This window comes from Pseudoalteromonas peptidolytica (assembly GCF_012641745.1).
Lineage (GTDB): Bacteria > Pseudomonadota > Gammaproteobacteria > Enterobacterales > Alteromonadaceae > Pseudoalteromonas > Pseudoalteromonas peptidolytica.
On the sequence record NZ_WEHZ01000023.1, the window covers coordinates 11,859 to 28,701 of the forward strand.

Below are 16,843 nucleotides of genomic sequence, written 5' to 3' on the forward strand. Positions count from 1 at the left end.
TGCCTTATAAAGAACTGTTGGTATTAGTTATTACACGGGGTTTTACGCTGCTATTTACCACCTATTGAGTGTTTCAAAATACTCAATAAAATAGAGAAAACCATAAGATAAAATAGCTAAATGCAACCTTGTTGTAACATTATGAACATTCCTTAAAACACATTATTAACCAGTTTAACAATGATTAAAATACAAAATACGTCAAACTATGATTGCATCAGATGCAACCTTAATTGTACGCTAAAAAAAGTCATGAGAATGTGAAGAAAAAAAGAAAAAACTAATAATAATCAAAAAGCTACAAACAACGTGCAACGTTATATATGTACTTGAATGAGTGAGAAGTTGAAAAAACTGCAAGTCAACAGTAATAAATAGTCAAAAAACGAAAGGATGAGTAGCTCAGAGTGCAAGCACCCTTGACTCTGAGCCTAACTAACCAGAACTTGGAATAATTAAGCAACTTGTTCTTGTTGCTTTTTTCTATAGCTAAAGTCAGTGTTATTTGAAAAGTGTTTAGTCAAACCAAAGTCGGTGATTGCAAGAATAGTCAGTTTACCCTCTCCGGTGTTCTCACTATAGTGATCAACCCAGCGTGGTACGTAAATAAGTTGACCTGCTGACACTTCAATATGCTCATCAGCAATATGCACTCGACCCTCGCCTGATACAACATAGAACATTGATTCGTGAGCATGCTTATGACACTCGTTGCGACAGCCTTCAGGGATCTCAAGTAACCTTGGATCCATCACTTCACAACCAATATTAAAACGGCTTACTTCAAAGTTAATGCCATCATCTTGTTGTTGGTTGCTATATAACTTCACACCGCTATTTTGCGTTAATGAGCTACTAAACAAAGGCACATCTTCAACTTTATAGTACGGTTGCTTACCACAAATAGCCGATACTAGCGGTTCAATTTTCGCTGTCGTAATATCTTGGTAGATTGCGCGGAAATACTCGTCACGTAAATCGAGCGCTTTGTTGATCGCTGCCTCAATCTCTTGTGCATGTGAAGACACATCATCATTGCACTGTGATAGTGCGATATTTTCGATAACTTCTGCGTGCTCATCATCACACTCCATGTGTAGACTTAGATAACGTAGCGCTTCTTCTTCTACACCTAAACCTTTTAGGCCTTCGAACCAATATTCATAAATATTGGCAACAACCCCTTCAGTACCCCAACCAAGGAATGCCGCAGCACCGATGCTATTCGTGTTTTTAAGAAAACGTAGGCACTCGTCAAAATACGTCACGGTGTAGGTTTTAAAATCGGTTCCGTCTGGATTTGCAATATCAAAAACATCATTCATCATTTTACGTAGTAAATTTGAATGGCGCTCTTCCATATTTTCTTCGCCAGCTTCTTCCCATAAGTTATGAGAAAGCTCAGCTCTGAACTTATCATCGTCACACTGCATCATTAGGGCTGACAATAGTCGTGTAAACCCTCTTGAATAGTAAAAGTGTTGAGCAATTAAGTAGCCATAGTCTTTAAGACTTAATTCGTTCTTAGAACATGCCACTAGAAGTGGGTTTTGCCACAGTGGATGTTTTGAGACTAGTTCTTCAAAACGCTCACCAACTCGAGCTTTTGATACGCTAGTTACTGTTCCTTGCATGATATACTCCAAGTTTTATTATTTAATATTAATGATTGAAAAGTAAATTGTTCAGCTCAGTCTCTACCTCAGGCTCATGACGGTAACCGGATACCAATAAAGCCACTTCTGAATCTGTAACGGGTTTATCTTCTACTAGTTTGAACATTGCGACAGCCAATGTGCACAACGTATTGAAGTTCTGTTTGACCTGCGCCACTAACGCTTCATCTGAATAATCTTGCACTAACGCTCTTTGTGCTCGTTGGCCAAAATTATCTAGCTGGTCGACAATAATGTCTTTGCGCAGCTCGCGGTCAGGAATTGAGGTACTCCAGCGACGGAATACTTGCTGCATTGTGGTATGCAGTTTGCCCATTAGCATCAGTTCATCTGATACTTCCATGGCAATTTTTGCATCTGTAAATCGGTCATTACAAAACATCAAGCCTGCGCCTGACCACGCTAATGTGCCATCCCACAACAGCTTACAGCTGGTTGCCAAATTATGTGCAAAGATGCCGTATTGATTCTCTACTGTGCTGATTAATGAGTCGTAGCCAGCAAAGTACATCTGCTCGGAAGCCATACATGGCGCTTTAAGATCGTTTCCAGCAAGATCTTCACCAACCAATTTACAAATCAGTGTGTTTGCAATGGCAATAAAGTCAGTGCCTGGTGAATAGAATGGATCTGTGAACGAACCACAAATACCGGTCAACGCCCAGCGATTTGGACTAAACAATGATTCACAACGATAAGTAAAGTTGCCCATCGCTTTGTAATCCATAACCTCAAACTGTTTAGCTTGTAATAGCGCTGCCAGTTGTGGCTCGTGCTGGCTTAACCAAGCGTGCGTAGACTCTAATGTCTTAAGCTGTTCCACATCGTGGTACTCAGGGTCAACCACCACACCAATACTGGTGTTATCTCCTGATAGTGGAATGATCCACACCCAGTAACCTTTGCCAATCAGGTGGTTAGTACATAATTGACGAGCAACTTCAGGAACTCGTGCTAACCATTGTGGATCGGTGGATAGATCGTTGATCTCCACTTTGCCAGCAACCCTAAACCATGCTGAGTGGTGACTTTTGGTATGCACCGCTTCAAGGTTAAGTGTTTTTTGCAATAGTCGCGCACCACCACTTGCGTCTAACACCCAACGAGCTTCTATCGTATGTTCTGAACCACTGTCCTTAACATAGGTGACACGGTGAGATGATTCATTGATAGCAATGTTGACCACTTTTGCAGAGTCAATAAAATCAACGCCTTGCTCAAGCAACGTCGCATGCATAAAGTTTTCAAATTTACCGCGATCTAGCTGGTAGCTTTTGGATAAAGGACGCTGACCATTACCAACTTCTACGCGAGTGGTAATATCCGTATTGTCACCATCAGGTAAGAAAAACCGTAACCCATATTTAGGTAATTGCTCTTGTTCTAAATGTGTTTCAAGTTGCAATACATTTCTAAGATAGTGCCCTGCCATATCTACAGTTGACTCACCAACTTTAAATTTAGCCAGTGGTACTGGGTAAGAGTTAAACTCTAAGATCTTAATATCTAAGTTGGGATACATCATGATCAGCTGTTTAGCTAATGTTGATCCTGCAAGCCCCCCACCCAGAATCACTATGGTATTGTCTGCTCCGTTCATTAGAACTGTGCTCCTTTGTTTTTGTTAAAATCTAATCCGTGTTTACGCCAATTTTGCGCATACTCGCGCCACTGCAATTGAGCGATCTCAGGTGTTCCTAGACGATCACCTAAGATCTGCGTCATTGCACTACAGTCCATTTCCAAAGATGAAAAGTAATTGAGCCAACTAGGATCATTAGGTGTGGTATAAAAAGGTAAAACATTTAGTAAACTATCGGCGTTGTCGATTACGCATTGGTGAATTTCTGTTAGCCATTGTTGCCAGCTGACCTCTGTTGATGGCTTACACCCCAAATCGTCCAATACGCGACTAAGCGGCGTAGGACTTGGGTTTTGCAAATTAAACAAGGTCACTTTTTGTTGCGCCATCGCCAGCTGAGTAAATTGCACCAACCAATCCACAGGCAACACATCCACCACCAGAGTCGACTCCGCCAATTCTGCTGGGTAAAAAGGAATAGCCGACATCACAGCCAATAAATTATGTACAAAGTCGTCGCTTCGGCCTTGCCCTGTCGTTCGACAGCCACCTATTTCACCAAGTCGATAAATGTTGATGGATGCTGCAGCTTGGCAGCTTGTAAGTAACTGCTCTGCGAGCCACTTACTTTGACCGTAGCCAGAAGCTATCGAGTCTGGGTTTTCAGGCACAGCCTCATCACGCCAATGCCCATCAATTAATTTACATACCGCAATTGAGGAGAAAAAATGAAACTGACTACCAGCACGGTTGATAAATGGCAGTAAGTTTTCCCATGTTTGCAGCACTTCAATACGTAAGTTTGCATAACTTTGTACATGGTTCACATTTGCCGCTAAGTGATACACAGTGCCAACCTCGTCAATGAGTTGCTCAAAGTGTACTTTTGATAAGGCAAAGTTGGGTTTGGTAATATCACCAGCCACTACGCGAAGGTTTTCAGGTATTTCAACCGATAAACCATATTTTTGTAGATTTTGCTGAACTTTGGCTTGTGCATGCTGTGAGTTTTGCGCTCTAACCGGGCAATAAACGATATGATGCTTAGTTAATTCGGCTAGCATAAATGCCCCGATAAACCCACTGGCACCGGTGAGCAATACACTGTTACCTGCGGGGTTAGACTGTGGCTGCAACGTCGTAAAGTAAGTCAATAAATGATCTACATCTTGATGTACTAATTTCTGTGTTGGTGTGACAAAGCGCCCTTGCGCTAACTCCACTAGCTCAGAAAAGCAAGTAATTGCAGCCACCTGCGCCAAAGAAACAGAGCGCGAAAACACCGATTCTATAGCATGCGCGACTTTCACTAGTCCTAATGAATCCACGCCTAGTTCAACCAGTGAATAAGCTTCAATATCAAGACTTGATAATGGCAGCTCCGTAATATCGGCAAGGATCTTGATAAGCTTATCTTTGGCTGTACTTTGGTTATGGTCAGCGTGCGTTTGTAATTTCTTCAACAGCTGCATTCGGTCTAACTTGCCGTTTGGTAAACGCGGAAAAGAGCTGACTGAAAAGAAAAATGCCGGACAGTAGTGCACTGGTAATTTATCTTTACAACGTCGTAGCAATTCAACAGCAAGATGCGAAGACTGGTAAAAAGCGATCAGCTGGGTTTCACCATCTGACTTTTTGCGAGCGACTAACTTGAGTTTGTCTATCTCTAATAATGTTTGTAATTGCTGTTCAACATTCACGATGTCGACACGCATTCCCCGCACTTTAACCACATTATTCTTGCGTCCTTGAGAATACAAATAGCCTTTTTCGTCAAAAAAAACATTGTCTCCTGTGACATACCCATATTGTGATTGTGGCAGCTCGGTAATTTCTCCTTGCTCGTTGACATACCCTTTGGCCAACGTCTTTCCATTTACATGCAGCATGCCGGCTTCAAATGGTAAACAAGGCTCACCAGCATCATTGATGATAGTTAACGATGCGGCACTAGAAGGTCTACCCAAGGTGACTTCATTGCTGATTGGATGGAAGAACATGCAATTACACTCAGTAGAACCGAAGTCATTAAATATCTGACAACCTACAAATGTGTTCCTTAGTTTTTCAACTAACTGCATGCCAAATTCTTCACCCGCTAACGAGCAAACTTGTAAAGAGCGACAATTTGCTTGCACCCCTTTGGTCTCAACCAACAATTTCGCTATCGAAGGCACTAGAGCAAGCCGAGTTATTTCATATTGCTGAATATAACTAATTAATTGCTTTGGATTTGCCACAATAGCATCAGTCAAGATAACCAGGTGCGCCCCCTTTAAGATGGCTCCTAAGATTTCCCAAATGTGTGGCCCAAAGCCAACATTAGTTCTTTGTCCGACAACATCCTCAGCGGTAATTGGCGAGACTTGCCATTGCCAATCAAATCGGGCTAAAAAAGAGCGCTCTGCATGAACCACAGCTTTAGATTTACCGGTTGATCCAGAGGTGAACAACACCGTAAATTCCCTGTCTGGGTGCATCACCTCTGGAACAAACTCTGTACCAGCTGAGGCAATCAGTGAGTCCCAATGATGGCTATTTGGTAAGTCTTGATAACTATCATCAGTCTTATCACAGATAACCACCGCCGCTGCAATATGATTGATCTGCTCGCAAATATAAGAAACTGGGTTTAACGTCTCTATCGGGACATACGTTGCCCCAACAAAGCTAATTGCAAGCATTGAAATAACGGTTTTATGGCCGCGAGGCAATACCACTGCAACTCGTTTACCTTGCACTGAAAGGTTAGCCAAGCGAGATGCAAGTATGCTTACTTGTTGCGCTAGCTCACCATAAGTGAGGCAAATATCACCATCAGTAATGGCTAGTCGCATTGGATATTGATCAACTATATGCAGAAACTGCTGATTAATATCAGCTAAGCATGCCGCTTCAGTACCCGAAAAATGTTGACGCTGCATATGTAGCGCAGCCGTGGCTCTTGTTTGAGCGTCCATTAACTGGGTTAAGGCGCTTTCAAGTATGGTGTTAAGTAGCGCTTCTGAAAAAATCGAGTCATCAAATGTAATGTTGATTTGCCCGTCGCCTAGCGCCAAAACTAACTGTGCTGTCGCACCACCATGCTCAGCTGTCCGCGGCTCAATCGTTAGCTGAGAAAAGCAGTTTTGATCCGTAAATACCTCGTTAAGTTGCAGCTCAATATCGCGACGTTCACTTTCTGCATTGAGCGCTATCAACCGATAACACTCATCTAGTGTAATCGCCAACTGTTCTACTTTTAGTACACGTTGTAATATTTGCGCCAATGCGGCTACAAAACCTGTACTAGCTACCGGTTGTAGTTCAGCTGAAACTGGAAAACTTAACGAGGATAAAGCCATCTTACTGCCGCCTTACACTAATTCATCAGTAAATAAAACATCTTCGATAGCGAGTTTTGAGCCGCGTGTAAGCGGGGCTTTTTTACGCTTACCCATCACCACAAAGTTACACAGCACGTAAGACTCTGGCAGCGAGATCAACTCACCAACAGGGCCAAACTGGAAACCTATCATTGGGCATGAGTCATAACCTAAGCTAGCTGCGCCAAGCATCAAGGCTTGTGAATATGCAGCACCATAAAACATCGCTTGCGTTCTTGCGTGCTCTGCTTCTTTAGTTGAAAGCGCTTTAGTATCAATACATACAACCCAAAGCTCACTTGCACCGGTGTGTTGTGGCTGCTGAAAGCCGACTTCTTTAATTTGCTCTCTTAATGCCATGTCTGATACACGACAGATCCTAAGTGGTGGCATATTAAAGCCAAGGTCTAACTCCGTAGCGAATGAAAGGATGTGCTTTCTATCACCTTCAGGAATAACAAAGCTTGGTTCAAAGTGCTTGATTGCGCGGCGCTCACGCATGGCAACAGCCAGTCTTTCGTTAGAAAACATATTCATAATTAAAATCCATCTTCAGAGATTAGGTTTAAATCCGGTTGGCATTTAAGTAGTGGCTTGGCTAATGCTTTGTCAAACACCACCACAGCCGACAGCGAATAGGCGTCAGATATATTCAATAAATCAGTGACTGAAGATGGACTGTCTATCTCAAGTACACGAGAACCTAACCCCAATTGATGTGCTTTCACCAACATGTTGGTAAATGCAAAGCCATTGGTGCGGTTAACTTCATCACGTCGTGTTACTTCGTTGCTGCTATAAACCATAGTGGCTTTTTGCTGCGACATTTCGACAAATTCATCACTTACGTGCTTGGCAAAATTCGCTGCCTCTTGCCAACTGTTGTTATCACCACAAAGTGCAATAACAAACTCAGGTTCACCTTCATCAGCCCAGTTAGCAGCTGCACTAAGTAGTGTTTGTTGCTTATCTTTATCTTGCACATCAATAAACCTAAAGTGCTGCAAGTTGAAAGACGTTGGCGCTAGAAAAGCAGCGCTAATAAGCTGATGTAACGTTTCTTGTCTATCCATCTCATTATCCTTTTAAGAAATAGTTATAATGTTGAAAGCGAGTATCTTTTTCGAAGCCAAATTGCTCGTATAGCTTCGCCGCTGCGGTATTGCTAAACTCAGTTGAGATGCGAATTAACTTCACTTGCAGTTGCTCAGCTTGTTCAACACATTGCTGCAATAACTGTTTTGCAACTCCCTGGCCTCGAGCACGACTGCATACATACAGATCATTAATAAGCCATACATTAGCCATTGAAATGGAAGAAAATGTTGGATAAACCTGTAGGAATCCTAGTTCGCTTTCCTCTGACGTTGCGAGAAAAATAGTTGAGTCTTTTTTCATCAAGCGCTGATGAATAAAGCTCGCAGCACCATCTAGATCGCTATCTTGTTTATAAAACTGACGATATAAATCAAACAAGTTTGCAACTTGGGCATTGTCTTCGAGGCTAGCTACTTTTATGTTAATACTCACGGGCACTCCTTAGCGCTGCATCAAAATGCGATGGAAACCTGTGACAACACTTCTAGCTACCGATTTCTGTCCTTGTAGGCTCCAATGTAAGCCATCTTCAAGGAACATGGCGTCACGCCTTTCACCTGCAAAAATCTCGGTAATATCGATGTGTTTTTCTGGGCGAGTACGGATCAGCTCAGCGGTTTGTAAGATCTGTTGATGACTCCAAGAAGCGTTAAACTTATTCAGTAGCCAATCTTCTTTGATCCAATCTTCTTGAACACCTACAGGAGTGATCCAGATAAACTCTTTTTGCACACAAGATTCAGCACGCGTAGCGATTTCAGACAGGTTATCAATCACCTCTCTAAATCCTGTGCATGACTTTTTGCCATCACCATGAACTCGGCCATCGTTGGTACCAATCAAGCAAAATAGGTAATCAGGTTTTACCGCTTCTATTTGAGTTAATGTTGAAAATAGCTGCATTGTGGTATCACCAGACAATGCCGTGTTTACCCAAGTGATATTGGCTTCAGGACGGGCAATCTGAAAACTTTTTTGCAAGATTTCAAACCAAGATTGATAATCATCCGTCAAACTATCACCGATCACTGCAATAGTGGCATTATCTACAAGCGGGATCTGTTGAATGCTTTTTAGGTAATCAGGTTCATTAAGCAGCTCTCGCGCAGCAAGGTTGACGTTAAGTTCAAACTCGTTTCGGATCGCAAGGTAGGTGTCTTGGGGTACACCAAACATTGCTGCTAATACCGCAGGGTCATTCGCACCCGACATAAAACTGAAACGTTTTTCCGGATGAAAAAATCGTATAATCCTTTTCGCTTTTTCTAAATCGTCTTGTGACATGGCCACACCCTCAAATAAAATTCAAATCCTCTCGTGTTACAGGGTAATAACCAAATTCCATGCCAAACATCCAACATATTGATAAATATAGATTTTTAAACTTTCACTTAGCTATTCAGTGGCGCGAAGTACTAGATTGATTACATTGGGTACTCAGAGCAAAACATAATTTCATCTTTCTCCATGCTGGAACCATGCCTCCCAGCAAAAACCAACAAAAAACCTATAAATATCATAATATTAAAAAAACAAATTAACCTTGGCTTAAATTTTGCCTTGTTCATTCTGGTTAACATACTAAATGTAAGGAGAACAACCGTGAAAGAAAGAATGACTTATAAAGATATGCCTGAGTTTGTCTTCAATTCTCTTATGAATATGGAGCAGAATATCCAGTCAAGCTCAATTGATAAGAAATTACTACACCTGATCAAATTGTATGCTTCGCAGATTAACGGTTGTGCATTTTGTGTTGATATGCACTTCAAAAATGCGCAAAAAGATGGGCTTGATGTTCATGAATTAATCAATGTGCAAAATTGGAGAGAAACGCCTTACTTTGATGAGAAAGAGCGTGCGGTTTTATTATGGACAGAAACGCTCACTAACATCTCAACAGAACAGGTACCAAACCACGTGTATGAAGAAGTCAGAGCCTATTTCTCAAACAGTGAAATTGGTGAGCTAAGCTTGGCTGTGATCGGTATCAATAGCTGGAACCGCTTGGTATTGTCAATTGGAACTGTTGCAGGAACATATAACGTATAAGGATAATTCCATGAGTGCTTTAAAGGTTGCGAAATTCGGCGGAACAAGTGTAGCTTCTTTTGAATCTATTTTGCAGTGCGCCAATATAGTCAAAAATGATAAATCAGTGAAAGTGGTTGTAGTCAGTGCCCAAGCAGGGATCACTGAAAAACTGGTTGCTTTGACCCGTTCTCGTTCTTTAGAGCACATCAGCTTGATCCATTCTGAGATCACCCAATTTTATGAAAACTTCACACTACCAATGTACGGCTTACCACTGCAACAGGTATGTAATGAAGCGATCTCAATATGGCTTGAACAATTGGCAAGGAAAGCCTCCCGCTTCTTTCACACTCGAAATAACAGCGACTATCACACGATTATTTCGATGGGCGAAATCATTTCCTCAAAGCTAGTCTCAATGATTTTTGCCAGCTGTCGCTTGCAAAATCAAGAGCGCAGTGCGTTAGAACTCATTTCTGTTAGCGGTGATGAGTATGATGACTATCAAGTCGATATTGCATTGTGCACTCAAGCTTGTCAGCAACAACTTGAGTTACTTCCTTCAGAGCAACTTATCGTTACTCAGGGATTTATTGCAAAACACATCGAGACTGACGAACTCGTTACTTTGGGTCGTGGCGGCAGTGATTTTAGTGCAGCAATCATCGCCCAAGCAAGCCAAGCAACAGAGTTACAAATTTGGACTGATGTCGAAGGTGTATATTCAGGAGATCCGCGTATTATTGCTGATACGTTTGCGATTGAGGAGTTGAGCTATCGTGCTACTGCTATGCTGGCAAACTTGGGAGCAAAAGTGCTTCACAGAAAGTCTATTGAACCGGCAATGCAAGGATGTATTCCTATTAAAGTAGCTTCTACTTTTAAACCCTCAGGGAAGCATACGTTGATCCATAATATCAATGAACCAACAGGTGCATACTCTGTCACTTATTTGAATAATGTATCATTGTTAACGATCAATCAAAGCGGTCTTGCAGAGCTAACACGGATCCAATTACTACTTGCATTGATCACACAATTGGGACTTCATTTTCAAGTCTGCGAGTTACATGCAAATAGCATTGTGTTGATCACCCAAAATATGGACGAAGCACGCCTCAATGAAATTGATCAATACCTGATCTCTAACGGTTTTGAAGATATTTTGATCCAATGTGAACAAGACTTATCTTTAGCTTCTATCGTGGGTAGTCAATTAAATCAAGCCAGCCGCTTTACCACCTACGTAACTAACTTGCTTGATGAGCACCCAGTGATTAGAACCTTTGGCCTTGGTCATGAGAGCGTGATGAGCTTTGTCGTCGAACCTCAACACTTGTTGGCACTGCTACAAGAGCTGCATCTGGCTATCGCCACAGAAAGCGTGACTCAGCTATAGTAGCCATAAAAGCAGGGGCAATTGCTCCTGCTTCCAATATGTGGTGTAGATTAAATAACCTGAACTAAAGATAATAACTTGCTCTCTAGCGACGGTTATCCCTTACTACTACGTCAAATTTATGTGTAATAGGTTAGCAGGTTAAATGATAAATTGACTTGGTAATTCTTGTTTGAGGAAATTAAAAAACGCCTGAATATTATTTTGAGTAAAATTATCTTTTAAATAAAACACATAAATTTGTGTTCGACCAATATCCGCTTCCCAGTTATCTAAACACTGAACTAAATTACCACTTTGTAAATCTTTTAGTAATGCCCATTCAGGCAATAGAACATACCCAAGCCCCTGCTTAGCCGCTTCAATTAACACCTGGCCACCAGCAGAAATAAGGTTTCCTTTTACATCAACATTAATTTTTTCTCCTTCATGGCAAAAACTCCATTTTACGCCCTTACCATTGCGACATAGTGACAAACAATTGTGTAGCGTCAACTCGTTAGGATGTTTAATGGTACCGTGCTGTTTTAGGTATTCAGGTGATGCACACAACACCATATTATTTTTGAGCAACGGCCTAACAACAAGACGAGAGTCTTTTGGCACGCCCAAACGAATACCTACATCAAAACGTTCTCGATATAAATCGACGACATCATTACTCAGGTCTAACTCCACAGATAAATTAGGATGCTGTTGTAAAAACTTAGGTAATAATGGAGCGATATACTTGAGACCAAATGATTCAAATACTGATATATTAAGCGTACCCTCAACCTCAGAACACTGAGATTGACCTATTGAATTTAAACTTTCAATGTCCTGAATGATTTTAGCAGCCTGTTTATAATACTCTCTTCCTACTTCTGTTAATGCGATAGACCTTGCAGTCCTTTTAAGTAGTTTACCTTTTACTTGATCCTCAAGTTGACTGATCTGACGTGAAATAGATGAAGGGCTAACTCCTAATACATCGGCTGCTTTACTAAAACTTCCACACTCTACGACTTTTAAAAATGTCGATACCTTTTTCAGCATTACTACCACCTGTTGTTATCCATTCCTAACTGAGGAAGATACACCACTTCAAACAAAACAAAAACAATACATTTGTATACATATATGTAAAACACTAAATACATATACCACTTAAAAACAAAAGAAACACAAAATTTACATATATAAGCAACCATCCAGACTGCTAAATCAACTAAAAACCTTTAACAATATGTTACGTTGTAAATTATCTAATAGATCAGTAACAAAAAAAATACACCATGTACTTTTTTCTATCCCGCCCCTATTAGACGAACAATCAAGCGCATGATTTAAAAGAAGTTTTATTGTGGTTCGTTTCTTGCTCTACCTATGTCGACCAAATCAACTACTCAATAATTTAAGGACAAGAAAATGGAAGCTACCGTCAAAAAAGATGAACAGGTAACTGAACAGTATGAAACAGCTGAAAATATTAATCGCCGTAATGCGATTAAATTAAGCAATATCGGCGAAGGTAAAAATGATAAAAGAGCCGAGCTGAATGGACCTATCATCTGGTTTGATACAAAAAATCTAAAGCAACAGTCTCCGGATGATGACATGTTTGCAAGAATAATTAATTTACAGTATTCAGGTATTATTACCTATTTAAATAATATCGAGAATTTAATTAAGTACATTCCTAACAGAATGTTAGTTATCTTAAAGCTATCTGATAAAAAAGAGCTTGAGCAATTTAAGAAGAGCAAGCTTTGTAAACAGTTTAAAGAAGATAAGTCAAAAAGATTGGTCGTTAGCTACACTGATAACCAGATGATTCTACCTCTAAAAGAAGAGGGTTTTTCAGTATGTTATCACTGTTATGTAGATGACAACGATAGCCTACACAGTTCAGTATATGATGGTTTAAAGGCAGATTATTTAAGTATCCTATTTAAAGATCCAACGAATATTCCACTCGAGCTTGTGATCGCATCTTTGCAAAAAACCAACACTATTCTAATGAAGCAAATCTCATCGCCAAGAGATGTTGATGACGCAATTGTTACATTAGGTGTAATGGAATACGGTGCAGAAGGTGTTATTTATTCACCTGAAGAGCACTCCTATTTAGATGAGTTTATCTCTCGTATTGAACATCGTGAGCAAGATAATCTACCTATCCAAGTTGGTACTGTAAAAGCCAGCTACCCGGTAGGTATGGGTTACCGCGCATGTATCGACACTGGTACGTTATTTGATGATGATGAAGGTATGTTAGTTGGCTCAACATCTCAAGGCGGTATTCTATGTTGCCCTGAAGTTTACTTCCTACCATATATGGAGCTACGTCCATTTAGAGTTAATGCTGGTGCCGTACACAGCTATGTCTATAACACCAACGACAGAACTGATTACATGTCAGAGCTAAAAGCAGGCTCTAATGTCATGCTAGTAAACTCTAAAGGTCGCGTAAGAACAGCACCTGTAGGTCGTGTAAAAATTGAAAAACGCCCACTACGTATCATTGAAGTCGAGTTCCCTAATGGTGAACAAGTGAACGTCATCATGCAGGATGACTGGCATGTTCGTATCTTCTCTGCAGATGCTAAACCACTGAACATTTCTGAACTAAAAGCTGGTGACAAAGTACTGGGCTACACCACTGAAGTTGGTCGTCACGTTGGTATCAAAATAGATGAAAACATCATAGAGAAGTAATCACAGCTCAACTCAAAGGATTAGTCAATATGAGTTATTTTGGAAGAAAGTTACGTTTAAGCAGACTGCTCTATCCAGAGCAATCTGCGGGGCTTATTGTGCCCATTGATCACGGCCTTACTGTAGGTCCTATCAAAGGAATTGAGTCTACTCAAGCAATTCAAAGCTGGGTAAGCAATGCAAATATTAGTGCAATCATCGCGCATAAAGGGATGATTGAGAAGCTAATCTTAGCGGATGCAATCCCCTCCTCAACAGGAGTGATGGTTCACTTGAATGGTATGAATAGCCTATTTGAGGATGCTGATACTAAGCAACTAGTTACTGATTTGGCCTATGCGGTTCAATTGGGAGCAGATGCGGTATCAATCCAGGTTAACTTTACCGAAAGCAACGCTGCACATAATACGCGATTACTCGGCGCTGTTGCTGATAAAGCACACGCCCTTGGGATCCCTTTGCTAAGCATGGTATATGACAAAGCAAATGCTCAAGGTATTGAGGCTGTTGATCGCATGCGCTCATTTATCCGCATGGGTGTTGAGCTTGGTAGTGATGCACTCAAAATTGGCTTTCCTGAGAAAGATGAGTACCTTCCTGATCTTCTGAGTGCTTCTGACGATGGCACGCCAATATTTTTTGCAGGCGGCGAGAAAGGTGACGAAAATATTCTATTGCATAAGGCACAATCAGCGATGGAATATGGTGCGAAAGGTCTATGTATTGGTAGAGGTGTATTCCAAAGCGATAACAAAGACTTTTTACTCTCTCGCCTCGCAAAAGTATTGCGTAACACTCCTTGCGCTTCACAACCATCTATGAGCGTTGTGGATGAGCAAGAGCCTGTTAGTTATGCCGGTTAAGGAGTAATCAATGAGCCAAATAGATCCTTTTGAACTTTGCAAATTACTTCAAAATGATCAGTTAGGTGCAGGTAATTTCCTGCACTATTTACTGCGAGAAAACAGCTATAAAGATCATGATTATATCTTTTTAGAGCGACCAATTATTGGTTTTGATAATACGCAAATTTTTAGCTTCTCACATCAGAGTTTGCTTAATACTGCAAAGCAGTGGTCTGCTTTTTATCATGCACAAGGGGTTACTGCTAAAGATGTAATTGCGGTATTTATTGATGATACGATAGACTATTTTGTCCAGTTTATTGCGCTATCAAGCTTAGGTGCGGTTCCAGCACTGATCAACAGTAAGCTTGCACCAAGTATTGCCATTCAATACATTCAACATATTGAAGCAAAACTTGTGTTAACTACTGAGAATCGATTATCAGAGCTCACAGCTGTTGATAAACATGATGATATTCAGTTTTTCATCATTGATGAAGTAGTCAAACAAAAAGCGACAACACAATTGCCTACGGTTTATCCTTTTGTACACAATGCGTTAGATCCTGTACTCCTAACTCATACCTCAGGTACGACTGGTATTCCAAAGGCTGTTATCGCTGCACATAAGCCATATTTTCATGGTATTCGATTCAGGTTGGGTAATCCAATCGACAATTTGGACCGTTACTTAACGGCGTTGCCACATTCCCATAACTCGGGATTGGCATACCTAATGGAAGCCAGCATGCGCGGTTGTCCAACTTTGGTACTGAGCGATAAATCACCAAAGAGCTTAGCGGCGCAAATTGATAGCTTTAAGCCAAACTTTGTTGTTGCATTTCCAAAGATTTTCGTTGAACTAGTAAGAGATGAGCCCAACCCAGAGTTGCTACAAAGCGTTAATTACTGGCGCAGTACAGGAGATGCTGCACATGAGAGACATGTGAAGCATTTAACTGAATGGGGCAGCCACTTTAACAATGCAGAGCGCAAGCCTGGCTCTGTTTACATTGACGGTTTGGGTTCATCAGAAATGGGATCTTCCCTTTTCACCGTAAATCATTACCGCGGTAAGCGCGACTATGATCGTTGCGTTGGCAAGCCACAACCTTGGGTTGACGCTCAGGTATTAGATGACGATGGTAATTTACTTCCCGCAGGTCAAGTTGGCCGGCTTGGTATTAAATCTCCTTCGCTTACTCCTGGGTATTGGAATAGCTCGTTGATCAGTGAGAAATCACGTGTCAATGGCTACTGGATCACGGGCGATCTGGTGCGTAAGGATACACTTGGCTATTTCTATCATTTAGATAGGATCACCGACAAAATTGAAACGCAAGACGGAACACTGTATAGCTTATTAACAGAAGAGCTGATCCTCAAACGTTTTGATGAGATCTTTGACTGCTCAATCTATACATACTTAGATGATAAACAAGCAACGAAGGTCGCTATCAGAGTTGATTTGGTCACTGAAAATACGCAAGAATCATACTTGTATGATTTATTAACCCAAATAAATGCCTGGTTACAAGCGCACAACGTGATATCACTCAACAGCATCTCAGTGGTATCCAACGCTAATGCCTATGCGCCAGAAGGGGTAACTGGCAAAGTACTTAAACGTGTACTTCGTCATGACGACCAAAGTGAAATAAAAGTCTTTATTTAATTTTGAGTTCTAACTGCTGGAGCCACAACAAAGCCTACTCTTTGTTGTGGCTTTTTCGCTTATAATATCAGCCTTTAAGCCGAACCTACATTCACTAAAGTACCTGCACCTATAAAACCTGAGCATCGGATAATTGATACTCTCAGACAGCCTGCTTTAACGGGGGTGTACTTCGGAGTTGAATTCCCGGCTCTTTCTTATATTAGGTAATAGAAAATTCTACTTATGAACCGTTTCATTTTTGGGGGAGTTACAACTTTTAGAGGTCATTCCCCCCCTACTTGTAAAGAAAAGTTCGCTTAGATTTAGGCAAGATCAGCCAGTTAAACTCAGCGCATGCTCATGATTACCCGATACCCACTTTTATCGAGTGAAGACTACGCGAGTACGGGGTCATTCGCGCCAGCAACGATAAAGTACGAATTAATAAAAACTAAAAAGCCATTGATGCTTATCGGATCAATGGCTT

The 16,843-nt window shown here is 41.0% G+C and carries 13 protein-coding genes; 5 read left to right on the plus strand and 8 right to left on the minus strand.

The window, feature by feature from the left end:
• Positions 1-455: 455 nt before the first annotated feature.
• Genes F9Y84_RS14835 through F9Y84_RS14865 form a run of 7 tightly spaced genes read right to left on the minus strand, consistent with a single transcriptional unit; the run spans position 456 to position 9,005 of the window.
• Positions 456-1,634, minus strand: a complete 1,179-nt coding sequence (locus F9Y84_RS14835) for an iron-containing redox enzyme family protein (RefSeq protein WP_147389391.1) — start codon at positions 1,632-1,634, stop codon at positions 456-458.
• Between the two features lie 28 nt (positions 1,635-1,662).
• Entirely contained in the window at positions 1,663-3,276 is a 1,614-nt protein-coding gene (locus F9Y84_RS14840; protein ID WP_147389390.1) for an NAD(P)/FAD-dependent oxidoreductase, read from the minus strand.
• Positions 3,276-6,602: a non-ribosomal peptide synthetase gene (locus F9Y84_RS14845; RefSeq protein WP_147389389.1), complete on the minus strand. Its 3,327-nt coding sequence runs from the start codon at positions 6,600-6,602 to the stop codon at positions 3,276-3,278. Before F9Y84_RS14845 ends, F9Y84_RS14840 begins: the two co-directional genes overlap by 1 nt.
• A 12-nt stretch (positions 6,603-6,614) precedes the next feature.
• Positions 6,615-7,160, minus strand: coding sequence for a nitroreductase family protein (locus F9Y84_RS14850; protein WP_125252272.1), 546 nt, complete (start codon positions 7,158-7,160; stop codon positions 6,615-6,617).
• Between the two features lie 2 nt (positions 7,161-7,162).
• Positions 7,163-7,696, minus strand: a complete 534-nt coding sequence (locus tag F9Y84_RS14855; protein ID WP_128732296.1) for a nitroreductase family protein — start codon at positions 7,694-7,696, stop codon at positions 7,163-7,165.
• A 4-nt stretch (positions 7,697-7,700) separates the two neighbouring features.
• A complete protein-coding gene (locus F9Y84_RS14860) occupies positions 7,701-8,153 on the minus strand; it encodes a GNAT family N-acetyltransferase (protein ID WP_208723404.1) in 453 nt (150 codons plus the stop codon).
• A 9-nt stretch (positions 8,154-8,162) separates the two neighbouring features.
• Positions 8,163-9,005: an SGNH/GDSL hydrolase family protein gene (locus F9Y84_RS14865; RefSeq protein ID WP_147389388.1), complete on the minus strand. Its 843-nt coding sequence runs from the start codon at positions 9,003-9,005 to the stop codon at positions 8,163-8,165.
• Positions 9,006-9,323: 318 nt separating this feature from the next.
• Between F9Y84_RS14865 and F9Y84_RS14870 the strand changes: the two genes are divergently transcribed.
• On the plus strand, positions 9,324-9,773 hold the full coding sequence (locus F9Y84_RS14870) for a carboxymuconolactone decarboxylase family protein (protein ID WP_125252275.1): 450 nt from the start codon (positions 9,324-9,326) through the stop codon (positions 9,771-9,773).
• A gap of 10 nt (positions 9,774-9,783) precedes the next feature.
• On the plus strand, positions 9,784-11,154 hold the full coding sequence (locus tag F9Y84_RS14875) for an aspartate kinase (protein ID WP_128732298.1): 1,371 nt from the start codon (positions 9,784-9,786) through the stop codon (positions 11,152-11,154).
• Positions 11,155-11,295: 141 nt separating this feature from the next.
• On the opposite strand, the gene F9Y84_RS14880 is transcribed toward F9Y84_RS14875, so the two are convergent.
• Positions 11,296-12,192 (minus strand): LysR family transcriptional regulator, encoded by an 897-nt coding sequence (locus F9Y84_RS14880; protein ID WP_125252277.1) that lies wholly within the window; start codon positions 12,190-12,192, stop codon positions 11,296-11,298.
• A 372-nt stretch (positions 12,193-12,564) separates the two neighbouring features.
• Here F9Y84_RS14880 and F9Y84_RS14885 point away from each other — a divergent pair, with 372 nt between their 5' ends.
• The 3 genes from F9Y84_RS14885 to F9Y84_RS14895 are packed head-to-tail and all read left to right on the plus strand — an operon-like array spanning position 12,565 to position 16,374.
• A complete protein-coding gene (locus F9Y84_RS14885; protein ID WP_147389386.1) occupies positions 12,565-13,854 on the plus strand; it encodes a 3-dehydroquinate synthase II domain-containing protein in 1,290 nt (429 codons plus the stop codon).
• Between the two features lie 29 nt (positions 13,855-13,883).
• Entirely contained in the window at positions 13,884-14,717 is an 834-nt protein-coding gene (locus F9Y84_RS14890; RefSeq protein WP_147389385.1) for a class I fructose-bisphosphate aldolase, read from the plus strand.
• A 10-nt stretch (positions 14,718-14,727) separates the two neighbouring features.
• The gene (locus tag F9Y84_RS14895) at positions 14,728-16,374 is read left to right on the plus strand and encodes a class I adenylate-forming enzyme family protein (protein WP_147389384.1); all 1,647 of its coding nucleotides are present in this window, start codon (positions 14,728-14,730) and stop codon (positions 16,372-16,374) included.
• The last annotated feature ends 469 nt before the right edge of the window (positions 16,375-16,843 follow it).

What these genes read in the sequence shown, in the direction of transcription:
- F9Y84_RS14885 (WP_147389386.1), top strand. Translation starts at nt 12,565, where the DNA reads ATGGAAGCTACCGTCAAAAAAGATGAACAGGTAACTGAACAGTATGAA.
- F9Y84_RS14890 (WP_147389385.1), top strand. Translation starts at nt 13,884, where the DNA reads ATGAGTTATTTTGGAAGAAAGTTACGTTTAAGCAGACTGCTCTATCCA.
- F9Y84_RS14855 (WP_128732296.1), bottom strand. Translation starts at nt 7,696, where the DNA reads ATGGATAGACAAGAAACGTTACATCAGCTTATTAGCGCTGCTTTTCTA.
- F9Y84_RS14895 (WP_147389384.1), top strand. Translation starts at nt 14,728, where the DNA reads ATGAGCCAAATAGATCCTTTTGAACTTTGCAAATTACTTCAAAATGAT.
- F9Y84_RS14875 (WP_128732298.1), top strand. Translation starts at nt 9,784, where the DNA reads ATGAGTGCTTTAAAGGTTGCGAAATTCGGCGGAACAAGTGTAGCTTCT.
- F9Y84_RS14845 (WP_147389389.1), bottom strand. Translation starts at nt 6,602, where the DNA reads ATGGCTTTATCCTCGTTAAGTTTTCCAGTTTCAGCTGAACTACAACCG.
- F9Y84_RS14880 (WP_125252277.1), bottom strand. Translation starts at nt 12,192, where the DNA reads ATGCTGAAAAAGGTATCGACATTTTTAAAAGTCGTAGAGTGTGGAAGT.
- F9Y84_RS14840 (WP_147389390.1), bottom strand. Translation starts at nt 3,276, where the DNA reads ATGAACGGAGCAGACAATACCATAGTGATTCTGGGTGGGGGGCTTGCA.
- F9Y84_RS14850 (WP_125252272.1), bottom strand. Translation starts at nt 7,160, where the DNA reads ATGAATATGTTTTCTAACGAAAGACTGGCTGTTGCCATGCGTGAGCGC.
- F9Y84_RS14865 (WP_147389388.1), bottom strand. Translation starts at nt 9,005, where the DNA reads ATGTCACAAGACGATTTAGAAAAAGCGAAAAGGATTATACGATTTTTT.
- F9Y84_RS14835 (WP_147389391.1), bottom strand. Translation starts at nt 1,634, where the DNA reads ATGCAAGGAACAGTAACTAGCGTATCAAAAGCTCGAGTTGGTGAGCGT.